Genomic DNA, 16,690 nt, shown 5'->3' with positions numbered 1-16,690 from the left:
AATAGAAAAGATTGATTTTAATTTAGAGGAGCGGGTCAATCTTTAAAATGCACAGGAATCCACTGATAGCTTTTACCATCTGCCGAATAAATATGACCAATTCCCGGAAATGGTAAATGTGGTGCTGCAATGGTTTGACCATTTTTGGCAAAATTGGCAAATTGTTTTAAGCGGGTTTGGACGGCTTGTTTCGGATCAATATCATATTCAATCGCCGTTTCAGGTCGGTCAAACTGAACTGTATGCGAATGCACAATATCTCCAATAAAAATTATATCTTCATCTTTAGTTTTCAGTTCATAACTAAAATGTCCTGGGGTATGTCCCGCGGTGTTAATCACTTTAAATCTCTGAATTTCATCATCCAGTTTATAGGTTTTAAAGCGTTGTTTGGCTTGATAAGGTGCTAAAGCCGCTTTAATTTTTTCCACTGTAGCTAAATAGCCCGCGCGTTTAGCTTGTGGAATTTTCTCGGCTTGTTTGGGGTCTAACCAATAATTGGCTTCATCTTGTGATACATACACTGTGGCATTAGGAAAATTCGCTTTTCCATCTTTACTGATGCCACAGACATGATCGGGATGTAAATGTGTCAATAAAATGCTATCGACTTGTTCAGGCTTGTATCCAGAAGCTTTTAAGTTGCTTAAAACTGAACCTAAATGCGCGCCAAAACAACTTGCTGCACCACTATCGACCAGAACCAATGATTTACCCGTATTCACCAAAAAGGCATTCACAGAGGTTTGTACGCCTTTGTCTTGATCGGCATAGTATTTCTTTAAAATCTCATGAACTTGTTTTTGCGGTATGTCTTTAAACAGCGTAGGCGACATAAAGTTTGTGCCATCTAAAAGTGCTGTGATTTGAACGTTTCCAGCTTGATATTGATAAAAACCTGCCACTTGTTTTTGTTGTTCAATCGCTGGTGATGTTTTGGTTGTTTCTGCATGACTCAGTAAAGTGAAGCTGCTCAAGACGGGAAAGGAAAGAAGTAAGGCAGTTTTTTTCATATAAGGCTTATAGATATATTTAGATGAATAATCTGTTTTAACATCTATAAATAAAATGTAAAGCTAAAATTCTTAATACAATTAACTAAATTGAATTTCGCTATGAGGTATTATTGTATAATTTATGAAATTAATTAGGAAATATATGTAATGGAACTTAATTTAGATGCAGTTATTGAAACACCAATATATCAAGTTGATATGAAAACTGGGTTAGATACTTTTCAGGGTTTATCTGATGCAACAAGAACAATTGTAGAAACTATTCTTACCGATGAAGTGCCCATAAAGAAATCAGCTAAAAGCAAAGTTAGATCTAATATGAAAAACTCTTTTTCTGGTTCATATGGACTAAGATTTGGTATAGAGGCTTTTGATGAAGATGCTATAAAAAGATTTAAAAGTATAGGTAAGGATACGATTGTTGAACTTATACAATATTACTTAGCTGAGGTTCTATATGAGAATTATCCTACTCTTTCGATCAAAGCCAAGAAAATTGTTGATAATTTAGAAGATAAATCAGATTTGTTAATTTCTACGTTACGAGGAAATATTTTAGACAATATTCATAAGGTAGTTGATAATTTTAGCTATGACGTAAAACTTAGATATAGAATTTCTAAGAATAATATTAGAGAAATACAAGTATTTAACGAAGAAACTGCATCAGTTTTAGTTCCACATGAAGATACATCAACAATTGAAATTAAAGCAGCTATAACTAGATTTAATATATATACAGGAAATGGACGTTTACAAATTGAGGGGAGTGAAGAGACTATAGCTTTTGGTTTTAAAAAATATTCACAAGTATTAAAAACAATTAAACGAAAAATTTCTGAAAACTTATCTTCTAATACGGCCTTAAATGAAGATCAAGAGTTAAATTTATTAAGATTAAAAGCTACTAGTTATAGAAATAATGAAGGAAAAGTTATTAAGTATTGGATTGAAAAGTTAATATGAGTAAAATTCAGAAAATTATAATTGCAATTGCTAGTTTGGTTATAATACTTATCCCCTTAAGTTATTCACTTCAATTTGCTTATAGTTTAGAACTTCCTTTGTCTAATAAACAGGAAGTGTGGGGGCAAATGGGTGATTTTATTGGTGGAACAATCAATCCTATTTTATCTTTTTTTACAATTTTACTTTTAATCCAATCTCTTAATTATCAATATAATGCAAATGAAAGTTTAAAAAAACAGCTTAAAAATAGTGAAAAAATTGAAAATTTAAGAACATTTGAAAATCTTTTTTTTAATCTTGTTACTTCTCAAAGCAATTTATTTGATAAATTTAACATTTATGTTAGTGATACTCAGAATCAAACTAAATTATTAGTTAGAGCAGAAGCTGTTCTTAGGATTGAAGAGTCTATTGAGTATTTAATAGATAAAAAAATTAGCATTGAATGTGTCGCTAATTTCTATGAAGAGATCGATCAGCAATACGGTATTTTTGATATTTTAAGAGCATTTTATATTATTGTAAAATTAGTGACCGAAAAGTTGAATGATGAAAGTGGTTTTACAGTAGATGATCGTCAATTTTATTATGAAAGATTAATTAATTTAACTAATTTTTCACATTTAAGATTAATTTGTACAGCAATGCAATTTGAGAAGGCATCGATAGTAGAGTATTTAAAAAATAATCATGAATTTTTAGAGATTTGTAAAAAACTTGATCTTAATTTTACTCCCTATGAATTCAGATAAGAAAAAGCCCCTACATCTGTAGAGGCTTTCATCTTATAAATTAAATCTTAAGAAACTTTATCACCCGCTTTAGCGCCAGATTCAGGTGAAATCACCCAAACACCTTCGCCATTACCCGCAGCAAGTACCATCCCGTTAGAAATACCAAAACGCATTTTACGAGGTGCAAGATTCGCCACCATTACGACTAATTTGCCTTTTAAGTCTTCTGGCTGATAAAACTCACGGATACCACTAAACACATTGCGCGGTTCAGCTTCGCCGACATCTAAGGTGAGTTGCAGCAATTTATCAGAACCATCCACGATTGCTGCTTCAAGCACTTGCGCCACACGCAAATCCACTTTTAAGAAATCATCAATTTTAATGATCTCAGAACTATCCGTTGTAGCAGGCGCTTCAACTTTTTTCTCAGCCATTTTGTCTTTTTTCTTTTCGGCTTTAGGTGTTTCAGTCGTAGCAGCTAAAGAATCTTTAGATGCATCGACCATGGCAGTGACCGCTTTAGGATCAACACGTTGCATTAATGGTTCAAACTGAGCAATTTCATGGCTAGCTAAAATCTGCTTGCGCGATGCAAAATCAAAACTTTCGAGTTGTAAGAATGCCTGCACTTGAGTGGCAAGTGTTGGCAAAACTGGCGCAAGATAAATCGCCAATTGACGGAATAGGTTAATACCGACAGAACACACCTCGTGAACTTGCTGTTCCTGACCTTCTTGTTTCGCCAAAGCCCACGGTTTTTTCTCATCAATATATTGATTGGCACGATCTGCAAGTGCCATGATTTCACGAATGGCGGCACTAAACTCACGTTCTTCGTAAGCTTTGGCAATCGAATCGCCTGCGTCAATAAAACTTTGTACAAGCTCGGACTCAGCGCAGTTAGCCGATAACGTATTGCCAAAATCTTTATTGATAAATTTGGCACAACGACTGGCAATATTCACGACTTTGCCGACCAAGTCTGAGTTTACTTTTTGAATAAAATCATCCAGATTCAAATCCGAATCTTCGACCTTATCCGAAAGTTTTGAGGCAAAGTAATAACGTAAATATTCAGGATTCAAATGCTCTAAATAGGTTTCGGCCTTGATAAATGTTCCGCGAGATTTCGACATCTTTTGACCATTGACCGTCAAAAAGCCATTTACGAATAAACCTGTTGGCGTGCGGTAATTTGCACCTTCAAGCATTGCAGGCCAAAACAATGCATGGAAATAGACAATATCTTTACCAATGAAGTGATAGACTTCATTTTTACTGTCTTTTTTCCAGTAATCATCAAAGTTTAAGTCTGGACGTTTGGTTTTTATATAGTTTTCAAAACTTGACATATAGCCAATCGGCGCATCGACCCAGACATAAAAATATTTATTCGGTGCATCTGGAATTTCAAAACCAAAATAAGGCGCATCACGGGAAATATCCCAGTCTGCCAAACCTGCTTCAAACCATTCATCTAACTTGTTGGCAATTGAAACTGGTAAGCGACCTTCGTCACGTGTCCATTTTTGCAAATATTCAGAAAAATTTGGCAGTTTAAAGAAATAATGATCTGACGATTTTTCGACAGGCGTTGCACCGCTTAAAGTCGAACGTGGATCGATCAGTTCAGTGGCATTGTAGGTTGTACCACAGACTTCACAGCTATCGCCGTACTGATCTGGCGATTTACATTTCGGGCATGTGCCTTTAATAAATCGATCTGATAAAAACATCTGTTTTTCAGGATCAAAAAGCTGTGTCACAGGGCGAATAGCAATATTATTGGCATCACGATTTTTTAAATAAATTTCCTGTGAGCGTGATTTGTTAGTTTCGCTATGGGTTGAATCATAATGATCAAAACTAATTCCAAAACCAGAAAAATCACGTTCATGTTCTTTTTGAACATTGGCAATTTGCTGCTCTGGACTAATACCATTGGCTTCAGCACGAAGCATGATCGCTGTGCCGTGAGCGTCATCCGCGCAGACATAAGTCACATCATGTCCCATTGCACGCATGGCACGAACCCAGATATCCGCTTGGATATAACCGAGTAAATGACCCATATGGATCGGACCATTGGCATAAGGAAGAGCATTGGTGACTAAAATTTTACGCACGGATTTCATTCTCTCATTCGTATTCATCAGAAGATCAATGATTTTACTTGAACAGCAGAGGAAAATAAACTTAAAGCATAGGTTTAAAGCGTTGTCCCGAAGGCTATCGCCAAAAATAGCCATAAATGTCGTAATGAAACTGAGTAAGTGAGTAACGATTTCTTTCGTTGCATGCCTTGTTTATTATAATTTTAGCTGATAACACAATACATGCATCAAATTTCAACAGATCTTATTTAATATGAAAGCACAAATTCAGCAAATATATGAGTCAATGGCGGAGTTACAATGATTCTGATTTACCGCAACCGATGCAAATATTCTCAGCAGAGGATTTGATAATTATTCCTTTAAAATGAATAACAAAAGTTTCGCTACATCCTGTATCTACTTTGTTTCAAATTGCAGTTTTTACTTAAAAAAAATTTAAAGCAAGGTATAAATAAAGTCAGATTCAAGTACATTGATCCGCGCTTAACCAGCGTGTCCTAACATTTTTAAAATGAACAATGAGGGCGTAATAATGACAACTGAAAATAAACTTGATGATTTGAAAGCAAAAGCCAGTGAATTAGGTGATGAAGCCAAATATAAAGCTGAACAAGCAAAGATTGAGGGTGAAAAAGCCTTAGATGACGCTAAACATCAAGCTCAAGAAGCAAAACTTAAAGGTGAAAAGGCATTCGATGATTTGAAAAAAGATGCCTCTGAACAGTACGCTGAAAATAAGGCAATAGCAGATGAAAAAATCGATGAAGCCAAAAATAAATGGGATGAGTCGAAACAAGATGCTCAAGACAAATATGAACAGTTAAAAACAGAAGCAAGTCAAAAACTGGATGAAGCTAAACTCAAAGCCAATGAACTGAAACATGAAGCTTCTGAAAAGTTTGATGAATTAAAAGTTCAAGCCAGTCAAAAAATTGACGAGCTTAAAAAAAGTGCAACTGATGTACTAAATAAATTTAAAGGCAATGATAAAACCTAGTCTTCAATTGACTTAAAAATATGCTGATGTTTTGAATAACTGCTCATAATGATATGGGCAGTTTGTTTATAAAATATATGTTCAAAGCATATCAGCAAAATCAAGTACGCGCCTATAAACTAATACTGTTAAACTAGCACATCGTTCAGTTTAAAATTCCATAGTTGGAGTGCAATATATGTCGTGGCTTTCTTCATTAAAATCAGTTTTTTCACCTGCTCAAGAGGTGAAAGAAGAAGGAATCCAGCGTATCTTACAACAATATCAACTACCTCAATCTGAACACTTAATCAAAGATCGTATTACACAGGTCAATGTAGAAGGTCGTGTTTTACAACTGACCATCAATACTTACCCACACGAGGCCGATCATTTACAACAAATTCATGATGATTTGGCGGCTGCTTTGCTGCAATGCGGAATCGAAGAACTCAATTTGCATGTTATTCAGCAGAAATCAGCCAAGTTAGGGCAAAATCAATCTCATAGCGAAAAACATGCAGCTCAAAGCTCAAATTTACCGCCAGTGGTGGATGCATCTGCACCAGTTTCAGAAGATCCTAATAATCCGCCTATTCAAAAAGCAGCGTCTAAACAACGAGATGTGGCTGCACATCCACGTATTAAAAACGTGATTTTGGTGTCTTCTGGCAAAGGCGGTGTAGGTAAATCAACCACAACCGTCAATCTGGCGTTGGCTTTACAGCAAAAGGGATTAAAAGTTGGAGTGTTGGATGCTGATATTTATGGGCCAAGCATTCCAACTATGCTAGGTAATGCGGGCAAGACCCCTATGATTGAAAATGAGCACTTCGTACCCTTAGATGCGTATGGTTTGGCGGTACTTTCAATTGGGCATTTAACAGGGGATCATAATACGCCTGTCGCATGGCGTGGGCCAAAAGCCACAGGTGCCCTAATGCAACTGTTCAACCAAACTCTATGGCCCGATCTTGATGTCTTGGTCATTGATATGCCACCAGGAACGGGTGATATTCAATTAACACTTGCACAGCGTATTCCTGTGACTGGTGCAGTAATTGTAACCACGCCACAAAATGTTGCGCTGATGGATGCGACCAAAGGTATTGAACTATTTAATCGGGTCAATATTCCAGTGTTGGGCGTGATTGAAAATATGTCGACTCATATTTGTTCAAATTGTGGCTATGAAGAACAGATTTTTGGGGTAGGCGGTGGTGATAAACTTTCAGAGCAATATCACATTCCATTGTTAGGTCGTTTACCTTTAAATGTGCAAATTCGTGAAAATGCCGATAGTGGCAAACCAAGTGTGATCGCAATGGATGATGCAGCAGAGAGTTATCTTCAAATTGCAGATGTCGTCTGGCAGCAACTACAAAAACAACCGCAGCGTCAGCGTGATGATAAACGAATTTTCTAAATAATTTTAAAGCCCGAAATGATCAAAAATCGGGCTTTTTCTTTTATTACATACAAATAATATAAACATTAAAATCAAAGCTGGCATGTCAATTGCTAATGATTCAATTGTTATTTAATAAGAATATTTGAGTGAAATATGCAATTTAAATCAGTATTGGCTATCGCAACATTTTCAGTCTGCATTATGCTTAGTGCATGCAATAATGAGGGTTCATCGGCAGTGACTCAAAATAATCAAGATCAAAAATTAAAACTGCAACCTATCGTGATTCAAGGTGCATTACCTGTCGAATCTGAACGCATGGCCTCTAAACTGGATCAAGTTTCAATTGAAACGATTGGGGGCTGGAAATTCTGGAAAGGGACTTATCATGGTTATCCAATGATTATTTCCAAAACGCGCATGGGGATGAGTAATTCTGCGGCTGCCACTGCGATTGCGATTGAACGCTATAAACCTATCGCGATCATTAATCAGGGAACCTCAGGGGGACATGATCCTAACCTCAATGTGTATGACATTATATTAGGTAAGTATGCAACCAATATTGGCGCGTTTAAAACACCTTCCAAAGCAGTGGGTGCGGGATCAAACTCGCTTGAGTGGGTTGAAGCCTTTGATGTATTGCCTGAGGATGAAACCGATCCAGAACCGATTGCAATTCGTAAATTTGAAGCAGATTCAAAATTGCTGGCAGCGGCGCACCGTACACAACATCTTTATCAAAAAGGCAAAGTCGTTGAGGGAACAATCGGTTCAGCAGACGTCTGGAACAATGAACTTGATCGCATTCATTTCTTTTACCAAAACTATGGGACATCAGTCGAAGAAATGGAAGCTGCCTCTGTAGCACAAATTGCTAGCCAGTTTAATGTTCCCTTTATTGGGATTCGAGTGGTCTCCAATAACATTACCAATGGTGGTACGTACGATGCTGGAACGGGTGAAGCGTGTCAGGATTTTGTACTTGAAGTTGCTGAACAGTATATGAGTGAACAATTAAAAGATTAAGGCGTGGTTTTTCTATGCACGTTGGGTAGGGTGGTATTTAACTGATTTGCCTTACGTTTTTTCCAATGACGGTAAATGCTGAAACGCCAGAAAATTTCGGTAAGCAGATATAAAACTAAGGCAACCACGAAAGCTTCAATGATTAAGCCAGACATTAATATTTTGGCAAGACTCAAATCAATATGACCATGACCCAAGTGTTTGACCCAATTACAAATTTGATGCAAGACACCCAGCATCATTTCTTTGTTAATCATGTGCACATGAAAAATTTGAGTGCCAATCCAGAAGCCAATATATAAAATAGGAACGAGAGTGAATGGATTACTCAACCATGCTAAAGCAAGACCTACAGGTAAATTGACTTCAAAAAATAGAATCGCTGCGACAATGAAAATGCTATGAAATGGAATAGGCAGTAACCCGAAGAAAGTACCGATGAATACAGCCTTTGCGATGGATTTTCGATTGACATACCAAAGCACTGGATTTAAGGTTCTTTGCCCAAAAATCCGCATAAATTTCAGACTGGAGACTTTCTGTGGAGAAGGAAGCCAGGATTGAAAAAATTGCTTTGCCATAGACTGATGTTCGGAGAGTATTGTCTGAGTATGTCTTATAAATCAAAGAACTAGATCGATCATAAAACGCCTGTACTCAGGCATAGTGAAAGTGAAAACTTAGCGAAAGCTTAAAATGGATTTAAACTTGGGTTAAAAAGAAAACACTACGGGTTGATCTTTATAAATTACGCCTTTCGTTGATTGAAGTCAATTCCATATATCTTATAGGTGTTTATGTTGCTTTTAAATCAATAAAATAAATGAATATTTATCATTTTCTTATATTATTGTTGTGTTACTAAAAAAGCATATGGAATGAGCAGTAAAAATGCTGACTATGCAGTCTAATCAATTAATTATGTGATTCTACAATCTTTTTTACAAATCTCTTATTGTTTTTTAAAAGGCTTTGTAAAGTTTGTTTTGCTTCTTTAAATGGTTTGGATTAGTCTTGCAAGATTACTTAGTGAGGTCATTTTATGATTTCATTGCTTTTTGTTGGTCTTGTGACTGCATTACTTCTGACTCCCGGCCCTACCAATACGCTATTGGCTTCATCTGGTATCCAGATGGGGGTTCGTCGTTCGCTTAAATTGATTCCAGCCGAAGCGATTGGCTATGTGATTGCGATTAGTACATGGGGCATGATGATTGATCATGTCTCCAAAACATTTGCGCTTTTGCCCACCATATTAAAGCTTCTCAGTGCATTTTATATTTTGTATTTGGCAGTCAAATTATGGCGAACCGCTGATCTTGAAATTAATTTAAATCAGCCAACCATTCGCCCACGTGAATTATTCTGCGCGACTTTGTTAAATCCGAAGGCGTTGTTATTTGCTTCTGCTATTTTCCCTGAAAGTGCATGGATGAATATGCAAATTTACATCGTGCATATTTTGAGTTTTTTGTGTTTGATCCTTCCAATTGCTGTTTTTTGGATTTTTCTTGGTTCTGTCTTGGCTTCAAATAAAATTCATTGGTTAAATGCCTGTAATTTACAACGGACTGCATCTTTGGTTTTGGTGAGTTTTTCTATTCCGCTAAGTTATTCTGCAATTTTAAAGTTCTAAATTGTGCATCAAAAAAATACCTTCATTTCATTGAATGATTTTCATTGGGAATGAATTACGTTAAAGTAGCGAACAGTAAAATCTTGAGTATTGGGATATCACAATGGCAATTAAGTCTGATCGCTGGATTCGCGAGATGAGCGAAAAATACGGCATGATTGAACCGTATGCAGAAAATCAGGTTCGCTTCAACCCGCAAGGTGAAAAACTGATTTCGTATGGCGTATCCAGCTATGGTTATGACGTGCGCTGCGCTCCAGAGTTTAAAGTGTTTACCAATGTTCATTCTGCAATTGTTGACCCTAAAAACTTCGATGAAAAAAGCTTCATTGATATCGAGTCCGATGTTTGCATTATTCCACCAAACTCCTTTGCATTGGCTCGGACAGTGGAATATTTTCGTATTCCGCGTAATGTCCTTACGATTTGTTTAGGTAAATCGACCTATGCTCGTTGCGGTATTATCGTCAATGTCACTCCGCTAGAACCAGAGTGGGAAGGTCATGTGACATTGGAATTTTCTAATACCACCAATCTACCTGCGCGTATTTATGCAGGGGAAGGCGTGGCACAAATGCTATTTTTTGAAAGTGATGAAGTGTGTGAAACGTCTTATAAAGACCGTGGTGGTAAATATCAGGGTCAAGTGGGTGTGACGTTGCCTAAAGCTTGATAACGAATTGATCTAAAAAGTGTTTTAATCAACGGTCTGAAAGGGCCGTTTTTTCGTTTATCGGAAAAGTTTTTTTTTACATGTTTTTTTTTGCATTTGCGTAATTAATACGCATAATAGAAATTGAGTAATGATTGGCAAAAAGTGCCAAAATTTACGCTTAAGTATTGACTGCTTAAGATAAAGGATTGATAGAAAAAGAAATATGATGCGGAGCATCGTATAAAAGGATGGTCATGATGACGGCAATGACTTATACGGTAAATTTAAAAAAAACCGTTTTAGCGAGCGTAATTGGCTTATTTTTAAGTCAATCCTGTTTTGCTCTGCAAGAAATTTCTGATGAAAAATTAAGTGAAACGACAGGTGAGGGGATTGCAATTCTTCCGCAAAATTTTTCATTCCAGTTTAATGGTGCTGATAATAGAGAAGGTGCAGGTTATATTCATGTTATTCCTGTAGGGCCATTAACGACAACTTCTCAAGATACAAATAAAGATAATGATGTAAATTCTAGTGACTATGCGGTAGGTAAAGCTGATATTTACCTATACGGTCTTGCCTTATCTCAAGCGAACAATTCTAAAAGCTCAGCAATTACCTCCTCTGACTGGAATACGCGATTTGGTAAAGATATTGTAAGTTGGGGGACTGCTGAGAATCCATGGATTATAAAAGTTGCTACAGCAAAAGATGTTCCAAACTTTTCTGCAACTTCGCCAACTGATTCTGGTAAGGGGGATATTAGTTATTTATCTATAGAAGCTCCTTTATATAATAAAACTTTACCCACTACAGATCAGTTAGGTGCGGGTGCATATAATCTAAAATTAGGACTGTGGGGTGATTTTCTAGTTCGGGATCCTAGTAAGATAGAAGGAAATTCAGCGCAGTTCCAATTAGGGCAAATGTACGGTAGTACTTCAGATGCCAGTAGGGCAAATCGTTTAAGATTGCAAGCTATACTAAATGGTTTTAGTTTGAATGGAACTAACCTTAAACTTTTTCAAACGCTTGGTGGAGCAAGCAATACAGGTGGTATGAGTACTAGTTATAATAATACATTGGGTTTGACAGGTGTTATTCGACTAAACACAGGTGATAGCTCAACTTTAAGAGGTACTGCTACATCTACCACTACTAAAGGTGGTGAAACTACAAATCTATTATATCCAGTTTCTGGTTCTGCTACTCCTAATCCAAACTCTGGTTGTGATGCGAATTTGACAAGTTTTGCAAATGGCAGATGTACCACTCAAGAGAGAGTAATTCAGCGTACGGATACAACGACGACAACTTGGAAAGCTCCTATTTTAACCAATGTTTTAAGGCTGAGTACCAGAGAAAAAACAAATTTTGAACAGGGGTTAACAACAACACCAGCATTAGATAGTTCTTCTACTATACCGATTTTTGACGATTCAGAAGGACTATTTTTATATAACGTCAATGCAAACTTGGTGTTGGGAAATTTATATCAGCCAGTGACTTTGGGTGTTGCAAGTGATGGTAAAAATATTGTTTTAGAAATAGCTCGTATTCCAAATAAACAAGATATTTATTCTAAAGTGTATACTCGTTATGCAGGAGATACGGGTGATTCTGGAGTGAGCTATAGCGGTTCTACTTGTAATATTTATCAGTGTGGAAGTGAAACAACCCTTGGTGGAGTGACTTATCAGGGTGCTAATGCCACACATAGTAGTATTACGATCGGCTCAACAAATTATGATGCAACAAATAATCTTCTTACAGCATCATCTGATATTGGTGCGGTTGGTATTTCCTTTGGTGCAACTGTTGATGGAACAGGTATTTATAATAAAACTGTGCAACAAGTTCAATCACAAGGTAGGCGTTGGACCACGGAATTAAAAAATACCTGTGATAGTTATACTTGGTATGGATCATGTAGTAGTAGTAGTGATAAGCGTACAGATGCTTGGCAAGCTTGGGGTACTTATCCTACCTCTGGTACTGGTTGGTATAATGTCGATAGAACAACAATCTCAACCCCTCAGGTAGTTTCTACCAATGGTGTGGCAGGTATGCCAACAAATGCAATCGTACAACAATCAGCACCTTCGAATAACTTTGGATCTGCTGCAATTGATGGTTTGCTTATTCAACATATGAAAATAACAACGAAAGGACTATAGGAGCTAAAAAATGAAAAAACTATCATTTATTCTATTTGCTTCTATATTCATTACATTTTATGCAAATGCGGGATTAAAAGAAATTAATTCTGAAGATCTGAGTCATATTACTGGACAGGCTGGAGCTGATATTTCACTTAATTTATCTTTGAATCAGACTTCAGATTACCAATTAGATTCATCCGTTTGTTCTGATCCTGCCTATTGTCGTTTAGCCGTAGCTTTTAATAATCGATTAAATACAAATAATCAAAAACAATGGTTAGTATTTAAAGGGATTCAGGGAACAATCAATATCCAGCTTCTAGGTTTGGATGGTGCTGATTTAACCTATAGAAATAAAGCAGATACAGCCAATGTATTAAAACCGGCCATTCAACTTAGTGCGCGTAAAGACAAACCCATTCTCATACGTAATCTAGGTTTTAATGCAATGTCGATTGAAACGGATACGGTCGCTAATGAAGGCTCTGAAAACATACCTGGATATCTCGCGGCAACTACAGGTACAGGATATACGGATGGTAAATATACAATAGACGGCTTTGACAAGGGTAAAGAAACTGGTTTTACAGGTTTAATGATGAATGGAAATCTCGCATTAAATGGTAAAGTCATGATTTTTAGTTGTGATTCAACTCATCCACGCTGTTAAGTAAAATAAAAAGGGAGTTTGAAAATGACGGCTAAACTGAATAATCAAAAAAAATTTATTTTAAGTGCTCTTAGCTGTAGCATTTTATTTTCTATGCAAAATAGTTATGCCATGCAGGCAATGAACGATAGCGATATGCGGGCAGTGGATGGGCAGGATGGAATTGTAGCTGAGGTTAGTTATGGTTCAGTTGGTTTTGATCAGCTTTATTGGGATGATAAAACTGGAAGTTCCGCAACAGAAAATGCTCAGGATAGTTTAAGAGCAAGTTTGACTGGTGTGAAAATAACAACAGCCAATGCAAATCAGTCAAATGTGACTGTAAAAATGAATGCAGGTAGTTTGGCAAGTGGGAGTAAAACAGGACTGGATTTAGACATTGCTGCGAATTTAGGGACGATTCTAGCTGATAAATTTACTTTATGTAAAACATCGGATTCGATTAGTACCTGTACGAATGCAGCTTCATTTGGAAAATTAAGTATTCAAAATACTGCGAATACTCCGATAACGATGCACATAACGACTGCTGATGGCCTATTTAGTAAAACGGGATTTTCTTCATTGGATTTGGGTATTAAAGGTCTGGATATTGGTTTAAGTCAAAAACAAGATAGTTCAACTTATAATGCACTTGTAATGAATGATTTTAATTTTAATTTTGGTGCCAAAGGTTATATGTATGTTGACCCGACAGAGGGTTTAGTTTTAAGAACAAATCCTGTTGCCGGAAGCGGTGCCACTGATATTGGTTATGTTGATTTTAAAAGAGATGTAAATGGTAAATCTGGATTGAATCTAGAGTTTATGCTGCAACCCAATGTAGCAAGTAATGAAACAATGATAAGTGCAAACTCTGCAAAAGGAGTAATACGCGCAGGCGCCAATGGTCGTATGATCAATGGGGTATTGCAGTTACGCGGTACTAAAGATACTGAATCGACTATTTTAGGTGTGACAAATGGTAACTCAATTGCAGGCGATACTGGTCTTGCATTTCGTCTAAATGGTGAATTTACAAGTGATCGCGACAATTTGTCAGGAGTTGAGGCAACAAGTTTGGAGTTAGGTGGAGCAGGTAATCAGACCTACGGATTAAGATTCGCCAATATTACTCCATTGTTGACACGTAAAAATATCATAGGTACAGAAACAACTTCTGGAGTCGCACTAAATAGTGATCATGCTGGTTTAAGCATGGATGGTATCTATTTTAATTTAGTTAATGCCAATCAAATTACATTACCTACCAATACAGCACTGACTTCAACATATTTAGGTAACTCAGTTGATGCGAATCGATTAGTCAACACAAATGACTACATCCAAACACTCTCAACTAATAATACTCCTTATACGGTGTTGGCAATACGAGGGATGAATTTTTCAGCCTTGTCTCGTCGAGGTCAATTTATTTATACAGATGCCAATGGCGTAGTAAGTCCAGTATCTACGACAACTAAATGGGGTTTGGGATTACCTATTTATAATTTAAATGCTAATTTTGCATTTAGTCCACGTTTGAGTAATGGATCTGCTAGCGGCGATTACTTGGTTGCTTATAATAATGGTGTTATTCAGAAAACGGCAGTGAGTGGTTCTGAAAGAATTGGTTTTAGTGGTTCGATTAGTACGCAAGGGGTGAATGATGGCAGTGATGGTACTCCTGCGGGTTCAAAATCTACTTCAATTCTTTTAATTGATGGTGGGCAAAATGCCAATGATAATAACAATCCAACCGATTATTACGTCGGTCTTCGTAATATTGACATGTTGCTGAATGGTACGGGGAGTATGGGTTTTGAAAATGGTCGAATTAATGTCAGTATGCCTAAACTACTTATGGCCATGTCAGCACAACTCGCTGCTGGTTATTTACCAGGAGCTAAATATAAGACTTGTCCAACGAGCGGAGGATGTTATGCTGCTTCAGATAGTTTTACCAAAAACTATGATGTATTAGCTGCAATTAAACTACGATTAGCAGGACAAGCGAATTTTTCAATTATTCCTCTTTCATTGGATCGTCTCAATGATTACAACAGTGATAAAACACCAAAAGAAGGCAAAAATGCACTTAACTTTATCGGTCTTTTCGAGCTAGATGGGACAAAAAATAATTCGATTCAAATTGTCGATCCTATAGATGGTTCAACGATGGGATTAGATAACATTGTCGGTACTGTCGCATTTGATAATAAAATAGTTGTGAATAGTAATAACGTTGGTTTTAATTTGGGTTTTAACTTTAATCCGAATAAAACTGCTGCTGAAGTTTTCCGTGTAAGAGATGTTAATTTTTATCCAAGTATTAAAGATAGCAATGGAGTGGTTACTGGTGTGGGAAGTGCGCAACGTTTAGGCGAAATGGCCATTACTGGCGGACGTTTAAATAGTGAAATGAAAATTACACCACGAGATGGTGCATTTACATTTAACTAAGAAGGATGAATTAAATGGAATTTAAGAAACTATATCTAGCGATGTCTTTTGCATTATTAAGTTCATATAGCAGTGCTAATGGTCTAACAAATTTGACGGATAAAGAATTATCTGAACAAACAGGGCAAGCGTTATTTAATCTGTCTTATATTGCGCCAGGTGCAAGTGGAAACACAGATGCAAATAATACCAATGTCGGATTTTATAAGTTGGGTATGGAAGCAACAGTTGAACTTAATGCCAATATTAAGAAATTACAGCTTGGGTGTGGTGGTATGAATGGAGCTGGGGGGTGTGATATTGATATTGATAATATGAGCCTGAGTGGCAATGCTGATACTCGTGAAGGACGTGCAGGCTCCTCGGCTGTTTTAACTAATCCTTTTATTCAATTCGCGATTAAGAATCCTAATTCTGCATCAACTCGGTCGATTGCAGGTTTTCGCTTGAGTGCTGAAGATATTGTTGGGCTTTTAACTTTTGGAGATAATAATGGCACTCCGAATGGTATTAATAGTCTAAGTGGTTATTTGAAAACACAGGCAACGAATGGTACAACTTATAGGCTTTGTTGCACAAATAGACGAAAGGTAGAGTTGTTCTAATCTTCAGATATTTATGCAACAGCCACCGTTTTAGCTGTACCAAGTTGAGTAAATTTATTCAAAATATCGACTCTTATTTGCAAGTCAACCACCTGACGATTAAAGCATCGACTAGATACACCTTGTCCAAGTCGTTTCAAGGCAAACATTTTAGCCTCTATTCGGGATCGTCGATGATAACCAATATCTCGTTTCCACTGCTTTTGACCCTTGTCCCAACAGCCTTGTACTGCATGATTTCTTGCTTTACCAATTTCATTTTCTG

Annotated in this window: 13 protein-coding genes and 2 pseudogenes; 11 read left to right on the top strand and 4 right to left on the bottom strand. The window is 36.8% G+C overall.

All coding sequences use genetic code 11. The features are described 5' to 3' along the window. Nucleotides 1-35: 35 nt before the first annotated feature. Nucleotides 36-1,013: an MBL fold metallo-hydrolase gene (locus J500_RS14430; protein WP_004998994.1), complete on the bottom strand. Its 978-nt coding sequence runs from the start codon at nucleotides 1,011-1,013 to the stop codon at nucleotides 36-38. A gap of 150 nt (nucleotides 1,014-1,163) precedes the next feature. Between J500_RS14430 and J500_RS14425 the strand changes: the two genes are divergently transcribed. Beyond that, entirely contained in the window at nucleotides 1,164-1,982 is an 819-nt protein-coding gene (locus J500_RS14425) for a hypothetical protein (RefSeq protein WP_004998990.1), read from the top strand. Further along, complete coding sequence (locus J500_RS14420; protein ID WP_004998987.1) at nucleotides 1,979-2,737, top strand: hypothetical protein; 759 nt, start codon at nucleotides 1,979-1,981, stop codon at nucleotides 2,735-2,737. Before J500_RS14425 ends, J500_RS14420 begins: the two co-directional genes overlap by 4 nt. Before the next feature lie 47 nt (nucleotides 2,738-2,784). On the opposite strand, the gene metG is transcribed toward J500_RS14420, so the two are convergent. Then, nucleotides 2,785-4,857 (bottom strand): methionine--tRNA ligase, encoded by a 2,073-nt coding sequence (metG, locus tag J500_RS14415; RefSeq protein ID WP_004998984.1) that lies wholly within the window; start codon nucleotides 4,855-4,857, stop codon nucleotides 2,785-2,787. Nucleotides 4,858-5,371: 514 nt separating this feature from the next. Here metG and J500_RS14410 point away from each other — a divergent pair. The 3 genes from J500_RS14410 to J500_RS14400 all read left to right on the top strand — a co-directional run bounded on the left by J500_RS14410 (nucleotide 5,372) and on the right by J500_RS14400 (nucleotide 8,255). After that, on the top strand, nucleotides 5,372-5,836 hold the full coding sequence (locus tag J500_RS14410; protein WP_004987312.1) for a hypothetical protein: 465 nt from the start codon (nucleotides 5,372-5,374) through the stop codon (nucleotides 5,834-5,836). A gap of 178 nt (nucleotides 5,837-6,014) precedes the next feature. Beyond that, complete coding sequence (apbC, locus tag J500_RS14405; protein WP_034700192.1) at nucleotides 6,015-7,241, top strand: iron-sulfur cluster carrier protein ApbC; 1,227 nt, start codon at nucleotides 6,015-6,017, stop codon at nucleotides 7,239-7,241. Nucleotides 7,242-7,379: 138 nt separating this feature from the next. After that, a complete protein-coding gene (locus J500_RS14400; RefSeq protein WP_004998982.1) occupies nucleotides 7,380-8,255 on the top strand; it encodes a 5'-methylthioadenosine/S-adenosylhomocysteine nucleosidase in 876 nt (291 codons plus the stop codon). On the opposite strand, the gene J500_RS14395 is transcribed toward J500_RS14400, so the two are convergent. Then, nucleotides 8,252-8,836, bottom strand: a complete 585-nt coding sequence (locus J500_RS14395; RefSeq protein WP_004998981.1) for a DUF2062 domain-containing protein — start codon at nucleotides 8,834-8,836, stop codon at nucleotides 8,252-8,254. The two genes, J500_RS14400 and J500_RS14395, sit on opposite strands and share 4 nt — an antisense overlap. A 461-nt stretch (nucleotides 8,837-9,297) precedes the next feature. On the opposite strand from J500_RS14395, the gene J500_RS14390 reads away from it, so the two are divergent. The 6 genes and pseudogenes from J500_RS14390 to J500_RS14365 all read left to right on the top strand — a co-directional run. After that, nucleotides 9,298-9,891 (top strand): LysE family translocator, encoded by a 594-nt coding sequence (locus J500_RS14390; protein WP_004998979.1) that lies wholly within the window; start codon nucleotides 9,298-9,300, stop codon nucleotides 9,889-9,891. 103 nt (nucleotides 9,892-9,994) lie between these two features. Continuing rightward, complete coding sequence (gene dcd / locus J500_RS14385) at nucleotides 9,995-10,564, top strand: dCTP deaminase (protein WP_004998977.1); 570 nt, start codon at nucleotides 9,995-9,997, stop codon at nucleotides 10,562-10,564. Nucleotides 10,565-10,803: 239 nt separating this feature from the next. Beyond that, a complete protein-coding gene (locus J500_RS14380; protein WP_034700190.1) occupies nucleotides 10,804-12,723 on the top strand; it encodes a hypothetical protein in 1,920 nt (639 codons plus the stop codon). A 10-nt stretch (nucleotides 12,724-12,733) separates the two neighbouring features. Continuing rightward, the gene (locus tag J500_RS14375) at nucleotides 12,734-13,378 is read left to right on the top strand and encodes a DUF6160 family protein (protein ID WP_004998975.1); all 645 of its coding nucleotides are present in this window, start codon (nucleotides 12,734-12,736) and stop codon (nucleotides 13,376-13,378) included. A 24-nt stretch (nucleotides 13,379-13,402) separates the two neighbouring features. After that, entirely contained in the window at nucleotides 13,403-15,820 is a 2,418-nt protein-coding gene (locus J500_RS14370; protein ID WP_004998974.1) for a DUF6160 family protein, read from the top strand. A gap of 41 nt (nucleotides 15,821-15,861) precedes the next feature. Beyond that, nucleotides 15,862-16,383: pseudogene (locus J500_RS14365) on the top strand (hypothetical protein); the annotation flags it as partial. Nucleotides 16,384-16,436: 53 nt separating this feature from the next. Here the strand turns inward: J500_RS14365 and J500_RS14360 are convergent. After that, nucleotides 16,437-16,690, bottom strand: a pseudogene (locus tag J500_RS14360) (IS5/IS1182 family transposase); the annotation flags it as partial.

Origin of the sequence: Acinetobacter sp. 479375, assembly GCF_000581715.1 — a bacterium.
Taxonomy (GTDB): Bacteria; Pseudomonadota; Gammaproteobacteria; order Pseudomonadales; family Moraxellaceae; genus Acinetobacter; species Acinetobacter ursingii.
This window is presented reverse-complemented; position numbering and strand designations above follow the sequence as displayed.

Excerpts from the sequence above, each read along its gene's own strand:
- J500_RS14430 (WP_004998994.1), bottom strand. The coding sequence starts at position 1,013 with ATGAAAAAAACTGCCTTACTTCTTTCCTTTCCCGTCTTGAGCAGCTTC.
- J500_RS14425 (WP_004998990.1), top strand. The coding sequence starts at position 1,164 with ATGGAACTTAATTTAGATGCAGTTATTGAAACACCAATATATCAAGTT.
- J500_RS14420 (WP_004998987.1), top strand. The coding sequence starts at position 1,979 with ATGAGTAAAATTCAGAAAATTATAATTGCAATTGCTAGTTTGGTTATA.
- metG (WP_004998984.1), bottom strand. The coding sequence starts at position 4,857 with ATGAAATCCGTGCGTAAAATTTTAGTCACCAATGCTCTTCCTTATGCC.
- J500_RS14410 (WP_004987312.1), top strand. The coding sequence starts at position 5,372 with ATGACAACTGAAAATAAACTTGATGATTTGAAAGCAAAAGCCAGTGAA.
- apbC (WP_034700192.1), top strand. The coding sequence starts at position 6,015 with ATGTCGTGGCTTTCTTCATTAAAATCAGTTTTTTCACCTGCTCAAGAG.
- J500_RS14400 (WP_004998982.1), top strand. The coding sequence starts at position 7,380 with ATGCAATTTAAATCAGTATTGGCTATCGCAACATTTTCAGTCTGCATT.
- J500_RS14395 (WP_004998981.1), bottom strand. The coding sequence starts at position 8,836 with ATGGCAAAGCAATTTTTTCAATCCTGGCTTCCTTCTCCACAGAAAGTC.
- J500_RS14390 (WP_004998979.1), top strand. The coding sequence starts at position 9,298 with ATGATTTCATTGCTTTTTGTTGGTCTTGTGACTGCATTACTTCTGACT.
- dcd (WP_004998977.1), top strand. The coding sequence starts at position 9,995 with ATGGCAATTAAGTCTGATCGCTGGATTCGCGAGATGAGCGAAAAATAC.
- J500_RS14380 (WP_034700190.1), top strand. The coding sequence starts at position 10,804 with ATGACGGCAATGACTTATACGGTAAATTTAAAAAAAACCGTTTTAGCG.
- J500_RS14375 (WP_004998975.1), top strand. The coding sequence starts at position 12,734 with ATGAAAAAACTATCATTTATTCTATTTGCTTCTATATTCATTACATTT.
- J500_RS14370 (WP_004998974.1), top strand. The coding sequence starts at position 13,403 with ATGACGGCTAAACTGAATAATCAAAAAAAATTTATTTTAAGTGCTCTT.